A 12,877-nucleotide genomic window follows, 5' to 3' on the forward strand; every position below is an offset into this window, starting at 1 on the left:
TCCTATTCAATATTTTGTATTTGTTCTCTAATCTTTTCTATAATTGATTTTAGCTCAATGCAATTTTGTACAATCGTCTTGTCTGGAGATTTTGATGATATTGTATTGACCTCTCTATTCATCTCCTGAACAATAAAGTCAAGCTTACGTCCCTTTGGTTCATTTGCCTTAAGGGTAAGTAAAAATTGATCAATATGTGAATTTAATCTAACTATCTCCTCGGTTATGTCGGATCTTTCTCCATATAGAGCAACCTCTAAGTAGATTCTATCCATGTCTAGTTTTAAATCTTCGTCATTTAGTTCTTGAAGCTTTTTAATTAAAGAATCTTTGTACTCATCATGGGAAGACTCTGCCAGCTCTTTTATTTCTTTTACAATTCTTTTCATCTCATCAAGTTGAGTTTTAATAATTTTGGAAATATTTTCTCCCTCTTTACTTCTCATTTGGATTAAGAGTTCAAGAGCATTTTCAACTTGTGAAAGTATAAGTTCCTTTAAATACTTTTCATCTTGCTCGCTTTCTTCAATTTGCAAAGCTCCTTCCAGTTGCATAATGTCCGAAAGTTTTAATTTAAAGTCATGGTCCAGTGATTTTTCTAAATCTTTTACCGCTTCAATATAATTTGAAACTAAGTTGGAATCAAAATACATCTTCGAAATGTTGGATTCTTTCTTTTGACATCTTATAAAGACATCTGCACGTCCTCGGTCCAATTTTTTTCTTATGGTCTTTTTAATATCCTCTTCTAAAAAATTTAAAAAGTTAGGATTTTTAACTTGCACATCTAAATATTTATTGTTTACAGTTTTTATTTCTACAGATACTCCATAGCTATTGTCTTCTATGGATGATCTTCCAAAACCAGTCATTGAATATATCATAGTCCACCTCTTCTTTCTTTTCATTCTATAACAATGTCAAGGCTAATTCAATAATATGTTACATTTTCGTAACAAATTTCTTGTATTATTCACGAAAGTTTTACTATGGTATAATTTATAAGTATAGATTGGAGGTAATTATGAGTTTTGACGGAATTGTAACAAGGGCAGTAGTCAAAGAACTTAAAGATAAATTGGTCGGTGGAAAAGTAAATCGAATTAACCAACCGGAAAATAGAACTATCTTGCTACAAATTTATAATAAAAAAAATAATTACAAATTATTATTGGACGCTTCTAGTAATCGTCCTGGGTTTTATCTTTCAAATGAAAATAAAGAAAACCCCATTAAGGCACCAAACTTCTGTATGCTTTTAAGAAAGCATTTACAAAATGGAGTTATAGAGTCTATTGAACAAAAGGGCCTAGACAGGGTTTTGGATATAAATATATCATCAATGAATGAATTGGGAGATTTAGTTACAAAGACTTTGACAATTGAAGTTATGGGAAAGTATTCCAATATTATTCTTAGAGAAGAGTTTAATATTTTAGATTCCATCACAAGGGTTACGGAAGATCTTTCTAGAGTGCGCCAACTTCTTCCTGGACTAAGCTACTCCTATATCGAAGATGACAAGGTGGATATTACAAACGAAAACAAACTTCCATCTGAAATAATTTCCAATATGGAAAAAGATATTAAGATGGCAAGATTTTTCTATATGAATTATACGGGATTTTCACCTCAGATTACAGATGAAATTCTTTATGAGTCAAATGTTGATAGAAATAAAAAAGCTATGGAGCTAAATTCTGAAGAATTAGAAAGAATTGATAATTCATTTAAGGAAACTTCAGATCGAATTCTATCACAAGATTATTTTTATGCAACATACCGTGACGAAACCGGAAAGCTACTTGACTTTCACTGTTTAAAATTAAATTATTTAAATGTAGAACCTAAAATTGAAGATAACATGTCAACTGCATGTGAAAATTATTTTAGCGAATCTTTTGTGTCCGACAAAGTTTCACAAAAAGTTTCCAGCCTTTCGAAGAAAGTCTCTCATCTTTTAGAAAAAGATAGAAATAAATTAGTTAAACTTTTAGACGAAAGAGAAAAAGCTAGTGATAGAGAAAAGTATAAAGTGTATGCAGATATAATCTCTGCCAATGTTCATAGTATGGACAGGGGACTAAAGAGCATAACGCTTCAAAATTTTTATGACCCTGAGCTTTCTAATATTGAAATTCCCCTTGATATAAAAAAATCTCCTTGGGAGAATGCACAATTTTATTATAAAAAGTTTAGCAAGTTAAAAACTTCTGAAAATCTTTTAAAGAAACAGATTCCCCTACTAGAGGAAGATATAAAATATTTTGAGCAAGTACTAGACAGTTTGAAAAAGGTTGAAACCGATTCTGAAGTAATGGAGATTAGGTCCGAACTTGCCAGTGGTGGTTATATTAGCAAGGGCAAAACGAAAAATAAAGACAAAAATAAATCTTCAAAGCCTTCCACTCCTCATCACTTTGTAAACGAGAGGGATAAACATTTTTATGTGGGAAAAAATAATTATCAAAATGACTACATCACTTTGAAACTTGCAAATAAAGAGGACATCTTTATCCATGTTAAAGACGTTCCTGGCTCACATGTGATTTTAAGAAATGATAACATTACAGAAGAAGATATACTCGACGGTTGCTTATTAGCCTCAAAGTACTCCTCTGTTTCAAATGAACAAAACGTTGCTGTGGATTATACGGAAAAGAAAAATGTTAGAAAGGCTAAAGGCGCAAAACCTGGTATGGTCTACTATGAAGATTTTAAAACGATTTTTGTAAATCCAAGGGAATTTAATTTTCAAATATTTAAAGAGATTTAAACCTCCTTTCTCAAGGAGGTTTTCTTTATCTTCTTCTCAACGCTTGTTGTATTCTTCTGTCAGAATCTCTCTTTGCAATTGTATCTCTCTTGTCGTGAAGTTTTTTACCTTTCGCAAGACCAATCTTCACTTTGACAAGTCCATTTTTTAAATATACGGATAATGGGATTATTGTATATCCCTTTTCTTTAGTTGCACCAATAAGTTTATTTATCTCTCGTCTATGAAGAAGTAACTTTCTTATTCGTAATGGATCCACATTATTTCTATTTCCCTGTTCATAGGGACTAATATGCATTCCATAAATGAAGACTTCTCCATTTCTAATTTGGCAAAAGGCTTCAGTTACAGATGCCTTGCCAAGTCTTAAGGACTTTACCTCTGTGCCCTTAAGAGCTATTCCCGCTTCATACTCCTGCTCTATAAAATATTCATGTCTTGCCTTCTTATTATTCGTTAGTATTTTTGCCATCTTTATCACCATTTACAAATTTAAAATCAATCTGTCTCTTAATACTGCTTGCATCAATTACTTGTACTCGAACCTTTTGTCCTAAATTATATATTCTATTTCTTGTTTCTCCAACCACAATAAAGGCTTCTTCATTAAAATTATAATAATCATCGGTCATGTTTACAAAGGACACCAGCCCTTCAACTCCATTGTCAAGTCTTACAAATATACCAAACTTAGTAAGGCCAGATATTACACCGTCAAATCTCTTTCCGATGTTGTCCTCCATATACTCTGCCATTTTCATATTTACAACTTCACGTTCAGCGTCTTCAGCTCTTCTCTCAGTCATTGAGCAGTGCTTACTCACATCGTGTAAAAACTTCATATACTCATTCATATTATTTGTATTCTTTTTATTTCTCAAAAAGTTTTTTAGGATTCTATGAATAAATAGGTCTGGATACCTTCTAATAGGAGAAGTGAAGTGGGTATAGAACATGCTTGCTAAACCAAAATGCGGCTGTGGATCTGGGGAGTACTCCGCCTTTGACATGGATCTTAAAAGCATCATTGAAATAAGCGGCTCTTCCGGCTTTCCCTTAACTTCGTTTATTATTGACTCATAGTCCTTTGGATGAATGTCCTGACCTTTAATGGAGTAACCAAATTTTTTAATCATTTTTCTTAGTTCTTCCACCTTCATTTCAGAAGGATCTTCGTGAATTCTATATATAAAGGGCTCTTCCATAAATCCAAAGTGACTTCCTACAGTTTCGTTTGTCACAATCATAAACTCTTCAATAATTCTATTTGCAACCCTTCTTTCTTCCTGTACAATGTCTATTGGCTTTCCGTCATGTCCAAGAATTATTTCTGGATCAGTGAAGTTGAAATCTATACTTCCCCTTCTCTCTCTTTTTTCTTTCAAAATTTCAAAAAGCTCATTCATCATTAAAAGTTTTTCCTTTAATGATTCATCTTCATATATATCTTGTTTTCCTTCAATTATATCTGAAACATTGGTATAGATTAGTCTGTAATCAGAGTTTATAACAGATTCATAAAACTTGTAATCAACTACCTTTCCCCTCTTGTTAATTTCCATTTTTACAGTCATGGAAAGTCTATCCACTCCTGGGTTTAAACTACAAATACCATTGGACAATTCCTTTGGTAGCATTGGAATAACTCTGTCTAATAAATAAACTGAGTTTCCTCTTCTATAGGCCTCTTTGTCCAGTGCAGAGCCTTTAGCCACATAGTGAGCAACATCCGCAATATGAACATAGAGCAAATAGTTATCATCCTTTTTATCAATCGATATGGCATCATCAAAATCTTTTGCAGTAGCCCCATCAATTGTAACTGTGAAGAGATCTCTAAAGTCAGTTCTCTCTTCAACTTCTTTAGGGTCCACTTCCGTTTCAATTTCCCTCGCCCTGTCTTGCACTTTTTTAGAAAATTCAAAGGGTAAATCAAATTCCATTACGATGGATGTAATATCCACACCTTTTTCATTTATGTTTCCAATTATATTTGTCACTATGGCTTCTGGATTCTTTCCCTTAGGTTTCCTATCCTTTATCTTTGCAACAACCTTGTCATTGGTCTTGGCACCATTACGGTCACCCTTGCTAATGAATAGGTCAAAGCCATATCTAGTGTCGTCTGGAACTACAAAGCCAAAGTTCTTGCCTTGAATATAGGTTCCTATTATTGGTCTTTTATTCTTTTCTATTATCTTTACAACTTCGCCTTCTGCTTTTTTGTCCGTTTCAGCTTTTTTAGTAACCTTTACTAACACCTTGTCCTGGTGCCATGCTCCTCTTAAATCATCCCTTGGAATGAAAACGTCATCTATAATGCCATGTTCTTCTATAAAGTATGCAAAGCCCGCCTTGTTACCTTCAAGAACACCTCTAAATAGATTTTCACTTGCAGGAAGCATATACTTGCCCTTTGCTGTAGTTATAAGCAAGCCCTCTTTTTCGAGAACATTTAAAACATTTACAAAGTCCCTTCTTCCCTTAGGCTCTATATTAAAAATCATACATAGCTCTTCAGAAGTTCTTGGCATGTAGTCCTCTGATGAAATATATTCTAATATTTTTTCTTTTATTCTCATTTCTACCTCCTGCTTTCACTCTTTATATCCATTATACCAAATCATATAAAATATCATCGTTAAAAATAAAATAACAGCATTTAAGCTGTTATTTTACCTTTATCGATGTGAATTATACTATCTGCTAAAAAGTTGGCTTCATCATTATCATGGGTGATAATTAAAACCGGTATATTTAAACTCTTTATTAATTCACTAAAGCTTGGATATAATTTTTCTTTTAGTTCAGCGTCCAGGGCACTAAATGGTTCGTCCATTAGTAAAACCTTAGGCTTTGTTACTAAAGTTCTTAAAAGTGCAACCCTTTGTTTCTCACCGCCAGATATATCGGAAGGATATCTCTTAAGTAAATCTCTAAGTCCTAATACATCCAGAAGGTCTTCATAAAGCTCCCTATCCTTCATTGCAAATTTAATATTTTTCTCAACGCTTAGATGTGGAAAAAGTCCATAGTTTTGAAACATGTAACCTAAGTTTCTCTTTCTTGATGGGAGATAGATATTTTTTTCCGTTGACTCTAAAATAGTATCTCCATTGGATATTTCTGCTCTATCTGCTTTAACAAGTCCAGCAATTATATTTAATATGGTTGTCTTTCCACTTCCCGAAGCACCTTGAATTGCTAGAACTTCTTTATCGATATGAAATTTTAAATCCAATTTAAATAACTCTAATTGTTTTTCAATGTCAACAGAAAGCATCAATTTACCTTCCTTTTCTTTATCCACTTGTTTAGTAGATATATATTTATAAAGCTAAAGCCTATTACGATTGCCATTAGTAGATTTGCCTTTTGTCTATTATTTGACTCAACCGCATAAAAGATGGCAAGTGGTATAGTCTCAGTTTTTCCTGGAATATTACCAGCCACCATTAAAGTTGCGCCAAATTCCCCTATGGCCCTTGAAAAGCTCAGTACAATTCCACTTACAATTCCTGGAAGAGCTAAGGGTATGGTTACTTTTGTGAAAATTTCAAACTCAGACTTACCCAAAGTTCTTGCCACGTTCTCATAAACCGGATCAGTACTTAGAAAAGATGATTTTATACTTTGATACATAAGTGGTAGTGATACAACCACCGCCGCAATACATCCAGCTACCCATGTGAAGATTACATTTATATCAAATGCATTGTAGAGAATTTTTCCTATTGGTCCCTTCCTGCTAAATAAAAGTAGTAGGATATAACCCATTATGGTAGGTGGCAATGTCATTGGTAGCGTTAGTATAACTTCCAGGCCGTCCTTAAATAAAAATTCGTGTTTAGTGAATACATACGCCAATATCAAACCTAAAATAAGCGTTATAAAAGTAGAAATAACAGCAATTTTAAATGATAGCATTATTGGCGCCATGATTTCAGCTTTATTCATTTATTTCAAATCCATACTTTGTAAGTATATCTTTAGCTTCACTTTCTTTTAAGAAATCTAAAAACTTTTGTGCAAGTTCTTGGTTCTTTGTAGATTTTACAATTCCACCAGGATATACTATTGGGTCATGTACATCATCTTTAACTTCTTCAGCTATTTCAACATTGTCGTCTATAACAGCATCTGACTTATATACAAAACCTGATTCACATTCACCTGTAGACACATATGCAAGTACCGCCCTAACATCCTTTGCGAATACAAATTTTTCTTGACCACTTTCCCATAAATTTAAACTTTCCAAACTTTGTTTTGCATATTGTCCTGCAGGAACTACATCTGGTTGCCCAATTGCAATCTTGTTTGACTTTTCAATAAAGTTCTCCATATTGATATCTTCATTAGCTTCTTTGTTCTTAATAAGTACAAGTTTGTTTTTTAATAGAGGAAATATGGATTCCTTAACCATTAAATCTTTTTCGTCAACTGCATTCATCTTTGCTTCACTGGCAGAGATAAATACATCTATTCCACCGTCTTCTTCAATTTGTTTTTGAAGAGTTCCACTTGCCGCATAGGTAAAGTTCAATGTGCAATTTTCTTTTTCTTCAAATATCGGTTTAATTTCATTCATTGCGTCAGTTAAACTTGCCGCAGCACCTACTAAAATTTCTCCTCCAGAAGTTTGTTCAGTTTCCTTTGAAGCGTCTTCAACTTTGTCCTTTACCGTTTCTTCAACATTTCCCCTATTACATGAAGCAGTAAATATTAAAACGGATAAACATAATGTGAATAAAAGTATTTTTTTAATATTTTTCATTTTAATCCCTTCCTATTATTTTTAAATATCGTTCATCTTTCCTGTAGCTCTTAAAATCTTCATCTACTTTTAAATAATCTTTTAGCTTCGGGTTTTCTATAACTGCATTTTTCAAATCGTTAAAGCTCTTCTCCTCTTCTCCAACCTTTAAATATACACAAGCTCTGTTGTAATAAAGATTGTAGGTATTTTCAGCATATGAAATTCCTTCAGTGAGTATTTCTAAACTCTCCATAAACTTTTTCTGCTTGATATACAGTGCGGATATGTTTAGATAAATATCTTGATATTCTGGATTTAATTCAGAAGCCCTATAATAATATTCAAGCGCCTTATTTTCATCATTTAATCTTTCATATGCTATTCCAAGATTAAATGTAGATCTAAAGTAATCAGGATTTATTTCAACTGATTTTTCAAAATATTTTAGAGCCTCTCCATAGTTTTTTTGCATCTCAAGAATACTTCCCAAGTTATTATAAGCCATATAATCCTTGGGAAATTTTTCAATCGTCTTTTTATAATAGCAAATAGCTTTGTCTGTAAATCCATAACGGTCATATAAATCTGCAAGAAAGAAATAACCTTCTCTAAAGTTATCGTCTATAGCTATGGATTTTTTATAATATTTTTCAGCTAAATAAAATTCGTCTAAAAAGTCATACATAACCCCTATGCCATAAAATGCCTGAAGAATCTCGCCAAATCTCTCAATTATGACATTATAAACTTTTATTGCATTGTAATAGTTTTTCACCTCATAATATATTTGAGCCTTGTCGAGATATATTTCAATATATTTTTCTTCAGTATTTTCAAACCTTAAAGCCTTATTAAGTGCTTCAACAGATTTTTTGTATTCACCGTTTAAATAGAAATTTTGCGCTAATTTAATATAATTATCGCTTCTTCTATATCTATTCATTTTTAGAAATTAGTACTTCCAATGTATTTGAAGTTAGTTTCAACTTCAGGTTCATCGTCTAAGTGCCAAGTAGCGTCTATGCTTGAAAGTTCTGCCATTTTTGTATAGTAGTACATTACAATACCTGAGTCAGTGTAATTTGCATCGCCCTTAAAGTCTTCAATGTATAGATAAATATTTCCACCCTTTATTAAAAATCTCCATGGTTGACTGTTATATGCTGATGGAGCATTTTTGATGTAATAGAATATTTCATCAATGCCATAGCTGTAAAGTTGTTCAACGGTACAAGGTGTGTCAAAGTCTTCAAAGTAAACAAAGTCTTCTATTCCATGTCTTGCAGAGTATTCATCAATTTCAAAAGTAGGTTTGCTTTCTGGATAACCAAATGCAAGTACAAAGTCTATTTTGTCTTGAGTTCCAAAGGTTTTTGACTTAATTTCTTCATCAACTCCAAAAAGTGTAATCCAGCAAGTTCCAAGACCCATTTGAGAAAGCTCACCAACAATCTCTTCCAAATAATAAGCACCGTAAATTAAAGACTCCTTGTCCTTAACTTTGTAGTTCATAGTAATGTAGTTAGGTGACTTTATCATAACTCCTGAATATCCACCAACGCCTTCAAGTCCATTATATATGGAATCTCCATATAATTTATATTCCACATTATGCTTTAAAGCCTTTTCGTTTTCAGCTTCTAAAAGTTTTTTTACCTTGTCCAACACTTGAGAAGTTAATTCTCTGTCTTCATACTTTCTGCATGATTTTCTTTTTTCTAAAAATTCTTTTAAGTCCATAATTCCTCCGTTATATTTTTTCTGTTATAATCAACTCAGGTGATTAAATGAAGATATCTATTCAGCAAAAAAATGCCATTGAACACAATGAAGGTCCCGCACTGGTACTTGCAGTACCCGGCTCGGGAAAAACCACTGTGTTGTTAAATAGAATCGTTTACTTAAATAATACCTTTAAAATAAAGGATAATCAAATATTAAATTTAACTTTTTCAAAAACTCAAGCTCTTGACATGAAAAGTAGGTTTTATAGACTAAATACATCTTTAAAACCAAATTTTTCTACCATACATGCATTTTGCTATAGCATCATAAGATTCTATGCAAAGGAGATGAAATTAAACTTTAGACTTATCGAAGGAAGCCACGAATTTAATAAGTATGCCCTTGTAAATAGAATCTCCGCTCAAAGTCACAATAGGTATCTTAGTAAGGAAGACTTAGACACCTTCTTTACAAACTACTCCTATGTAAAAAACAATTTGCTTGGCTATGATTTCCAAAACAATAATTATTTTGAAGAAATCGCAAATGAGTACGATACCTTTAAAGAGGCAAATTATTTTATCGACTTTGATGACATGCTGTCTCTTGCCTATAAAATCTTATTGTCTGAAGAAAAAGTTTTAAATTCAGTCAGAAGATTTTATAAGTATATTCAGCTAGATGAAGGTCAAGACGCATCTTTGATTCAGTTTAAAATATTGGAAGAGATTGCTAAACCAAAAAATAATCTTTTCATAGTAGCTGACGATGACCAATCCATATATGGTTTTAGAGGTGCCAATCCAAAATATCTTCTTGATATACAACATATATACCCAGATATCAACATGATGTACCTAAATGTAAATTATAGATCTTCAAACGATATTGTACGCCTTTCTGATTTTCTTATCCAGAAGAATAAAAATAGATATTTAAAAGATGTTAAGTCAAATAGCAATCAAAACCTTCCTATAACATTGGCCAAGGTGAAAAATTTGCATGTGCAAAACAAATATATATTAGACTATATTAAAGATATAAAAGATGGAGAGACCCTTGGAATACTGTTTAGAAATAATATTAATGCAATTAGCATTATAAACTTTTTTGAAAAGAATAATGTAAAGTACACAAAGAGGCTAAACTTTAAAGCCGATATTTTAAACGAGATTTTAAGAGACTTAATTGATATAGTTGATCTTTCCATGGACAAAAACAACATGGATGCATTTAAGAGAATTTATTATAAACTTAATTTGTATCTGAGAAAAGACTATGTCTACTCCATAATTCCCGATAGCTCCGAAGGAATTGTAAAGACAATTATTTTAGATTATTCACTGCCTGATTATCAAAAAAATATTATGGTAGAGTTTTCCAATTCATTAAATAGAATGAAGAAATTAAATTTAAAAGGAAAGCTTGAAGAAATATTTTTTAACACAGGATATTTGGACTATTTAAAAAGACATTACGAAAACTTTTCCTTGGACTTAGTTCAAGAAATACTTTTAAATCTTTCGGAAAATCACGAAGATTTGCATGAAGTAAAAAGCTTTATTGAAAATATAAATAGCAAGAGTCTAATAAACCCTACCAATGAAAACCCAATCTATGTATCCACAGTACATCAGTCAAAGGGCCTTGAATATGACCATGTTATAATAACTGACTTGGTGGATGGGGAGTTTCCAATTTATGATGAAAGAGTTATTGACAGCGAAGAAGAAAGAAGACTTTTTTATGTAGCCATAACAAGAGCAAAGAAACACTTAACTCTATTGGTTCCTAAAAAAAGAATGCACACGAAGGTCAATCCTTCTGTCTTTATAAGAGAAATAAAAAACGCAAAATAAAAAAGGGTTAGATTTTTCTAGCCCTTTTGTTGTCTTCTCTTTTTCTTTTTTACAAAAAATATGTCTAAAAACCATGCAGTGCATAATGATATTATTCCACTTGCAAGGGACAATACAAAATATTCCAGCATAGAAAGTGCCACTGGATCCGTTAGATTTGTTATAGCTACAATAAACGTAATCATAGCCGCTGCCAGTAATAATAGCCCAAATAAGTACTTTACAATTCCTTCACGCTTTATAAAAAAGAAAACAACAATCACAATTAACATTGCGAAAACACAAAACATCGGAACTTTTATTACTTTATCCATATTGTCATTTATCATTTCTAAAATTGATCTCATAATATCTCCTTTGACCTATTAGCCTTATTATATCATGAAAACAGAATGCTGTAATTATTTTTCCTCTATGATAAAATAATTTTATACGCACCAGTAGCTCAAGGGATAGAGCATCGGTTTCCGGAACCGCATGTTGGGGGTTCGAATCCTCTCTGGTGCGCCATTTTATTTTAGATTGTCATAGATTTCTTTTACTTCATCTTCTGAAAATTCATACATCTTATTGCAGTAGCTGCACTTTATTTCAACTTTACCCTCTTCTTTAAGAATATCTTTCACTTCTTCGTCTCCAAGGGAAATTATTAATTTTTCAATCTTATCACGATTGCAAGAACATTTATATCTTCTTTCGTCAACTCCAACTAACTTTGGATTAAACTCTTTAAAATATTTTTCAATTACAGCTTGAGGACTCTCTTCTTCAACAAATAGAGAACTTATTGCAGGAAAGTCCTTTAATGCACTTTCAAGCATATCCAAATCTTCATCATCATAATTTGGAAGAGCTTGAATAAATAATCCTCCTGCAGACTTTACACTGTAGTCAACATCAACAAGAACACCTAAACTAACCACCGTTGGCATTTGATATGATGAATAGAAATACTTTGCAAAGTCTTCTGCAATTTCTCCATTAACAAGCTCTGTATAGCCATTGTAAGGCTGTCCAAATCCAAGGTCTCTCGTTACAACTAGATTGCCATTGTGTCCTACAAAACCTCCCACATCAAGCTTTGGTTTTCCTTCCACTGATGGTATGTCAATCTTAGGGTTTTGAATGTAGGATCTAATGTCACCATAATAATTTATTTCAGATACAAGTAGGCCAGCAGGACCATCTCCCTGAATTTTTAATATTATTCTCTCTTTTTCGTTTTTAATCTCTGAGCCCATTAGAGAAGCCATGGTTGAAAGCCTTCCTAGAGCTGCCGTTGCAGTGGTAGAAGTCTCATGAACTTGTCTCATCTCTTCAACAAGCTCAGTGGAGTTTATTATAAAGAAACTCAAAGTCTCTTTTTCATTTAAATATCTGTATAGTTGAACCATTTTATCATCCTTTATTTAATTAATTTTATTTCAAAAATGCAAAAGCCCCTTTACAGGGGCTAAGTTGTACTTCTAAAAAAATTTATATTATAATTTTACTACATTAGAAGCTTGTGGACCTTTAGTTCCTTCTACTACTTCGAATTCAACTTCTTGTCCTTCGTCTAAAGTTCTGAATTCACCATTGTCTTCTAAAGCAGTGTAGTGAACGAAAACGTCTTCGCCTTCATCTGTAGAAATAAATCCAAATCCTTTAGTTGCATTAAACCATTTTACTTTGCCTTTTGCCATTTTGTTCCTCCAAAAAAATTAACCAATAAATAATTAACAGCTTTATTTACTGTACTTTAAAAGTATATCATGT

13 protein-coding genes and 1 tRNA gene are annotated in these 12,877 nt (G+C 32.3%); 3 read left to right on the forward strand and 11 right to left on the reverse strand.

The features are described from left to right. Positions 1 to 2: 2 nt before the first annotated feature. The gene (locus WKS98_RS01650; RefSeq protein ID WP_498916357.1) at positions 3 to 884 is read right to left on the reverse strand and encodes a YicC/YloC family endoribonuclease; all 882 of its coding nucleotides are present in this window, start codon (positions 882 to 884) and stop codon (positions 3 to 5) included. A gap of 140 nt (positions 885 to 1,024) precedes the next feature. Between WKS98_RS01650 and WKS98_RS01655 the strand changes: the two genes are divergently transcribed. After that, positions 1,025 to 2,776, forward strand: a complete 1,752-nt coding sequence (locus tag WKS98_RS01655) for an Rqc2 family fibronectin-binding protein (RefSeq protein ID WP_498916359.1) — start codon at positions 1,025 to 1,027, stop codon at positions 2,774 to 2,776. 25 nt (positions 2,777 to 2,801) lie between these two features. Here WKS98_RS01655 and smpB read toward each other — a convergent pair whose 3' ends face one another. The 7 genes from smpB to WKS98_RS01690 form a co-directional block, all read right to left on the reverse strand. Continuing rightward, on the reverse strand, positions 2,802 to 3,248 hold the full coding sequence (smpB, locus tag WKS98_RS01660) for an SsrA-binding protein SmpB (protein ID WP_498916361.1): 447 nt from the start codon (positions 3,246 to 3,248) through the stop codon (positions 2,802 to 2,804). Beyond that, positions 3,226 to 5,358: a ribonuclease R gene (gene rnr / locus WKS98_RS01665; protein WP_498916362.1), complete on the reverse strand. Its 2,133-nt coding sequence runs from the start codon at positions 5,356 to 5,358 to the stop codon at positions 3,226 to 3,228. Before rnr ends, smpB begins: the two co-directional genes overlap by 23 nt. A gap of 80 nt (positions 5,359 to 5,438) precedes the next feature. Then, positions 5,439 to 6,086 (reverse strand): ATP-binding cassette domain-containing protein, encoded by a 648-nt coding sequence (locus WKS98_RS01670; protein WP_498916363.1) that lies wholly within the window; start codon positions 6,084 to 6,086, stop codon positions 5,439 to 5,441. Next, positions 6,059 to 6,733, reverse strand: a complete 675-nt coding sequence (gene modB, locus WKS98_RS01675) for a molybdate ABC transporter permease subunit (protein WP_498916365.1) — start codon at positions 6,731 to 6,733, stop codon at positions 6,059 to 6,061. The genes WKS98_RS01670 and modB overlap by 28 nt, the downstream gene beginning before the upstream one ends. Further along, the gene (modA, locus tag WKS98_RS01680; protein ID WP_498916367.1) at positions 6,726 to 7,553 is read right to left on the reverse strand and encodes a molybdate ABC transporter substrate-binding protein; all 828 of its coding nucleotides are present in this window, start codon (positions 7,551 to 7,553) and stop codon (positions 6,726 to 6,728) included. Before modA ends, modB begins: the two co-directional genes overlap by 8 nt. Before the next feature lies 1 nt (position 7,554). Then, positions 7,555 to 8,478, reverse strand: a complete 924-nt coding sequence (locus tag WKS98_RS01685) for a tetratricopeptide repeat protein (protein ID WP_498916368.1) — start codon at positions 8,476 to 8,478, stop codon at positions 7,555 to 7,557. 2 nt (positions 8,479 to 8,480) lie between these two features. Then, positions 8,481 to 9,275, reverse strand: coding sequence for a nitroreductase family protein (locus tag WKS98_RS01690; protein WP_498916369.1), 795 nt, complete (start codon positions 9,273 to 9,275; stop codon positions 8,481 to 8,483). A gap of 47 nt (positions 9,276 to 9,322) precedes the next feature. Between WKS98_RS01690 and WKS98_RS01695 the strand changes: the two genes are divergently transcribed. Continuing rightward, the gene (locus tag WKS98_RS01695) at positions 9,323 to 11,119 is read left to right on the forward strand and encodes an ATP-dependent helicase (protein WP_498916371.1); all 1,797 of its coding nucleotides are present in this window, start codon (positions 9,323 to 9,325) and stop codon (positions 11,117 to 11,119) included. A gap of 17 nt (positions 11,120 to 11,136) precedes the next feature. Here the strand turns inward: WKS98_RS01695 and WKS98_RS01700 are convergent, their stop codons facing one another. Then, on the reverse strand, positions 11,137 to 11,466 hold the full coding sequence (locus WKS98_RS01700) for a hypothetical protein (protein WP_498916373.1): 330 nt from the start codon (positions 11,464 to 11,466) through the stop codon (positions 11,137 to 11,139). An 87-nt stretch (positions 11,467 to 11,553) separates the two neighbouring features. Between WKS98_RS01700 and WKS98_RS01705 the strand changes: the two genes are divergently transcribed. Then, positions 11,554 to 11,629, forward strand: a tRNA-Arg gene (locus WKS98_RS01705). 2 nt (positions 11,630 to 11,631) lie between these two features. Here the strand turns inward: WKS98_RS01705 and hslO are convergent. Together hslO and WKS98_RS01715 are read right to left on the reverse strand one after the other, a co-directional pair. Next, positions 11,632 to 12,513 (reverse strand): Hsp33 family molecular chaperone HslO, encoded by an 882-nt coding sequence (gene hslO / locus WKS98_RS01710; RefSeq protein WP_498916375.1) that lies wholly within the window; start codon positions 12,511 to 12,513, stop codon positions 11,632 to 11,634. A gap of 87 nt (positions 12,514 to 12,600) precedes the next feature. Next, on the reverse strand, positions 12,601 to 12,804 hold the full coding sequence (locus WKS98_RS01715) for a cold-shock protein (protein ID WP_237036212.1): 204 nt from the start codon (positions 12,802 to 12,804) through the stop codon (positions 12,601 to 12,603). Between the last annotated feature and the right edge of the window lie 73 nt (positions 12,805 to 12,877).

This window comes from Lagierella sp. ICN-221743, from assembly GCF_037890055.1.
Classification (GTDB): Bacteria; Bacillota; Clostridia; order Tissierellales; family Peptoniphilaceae; genus Mediannikoviicoccus.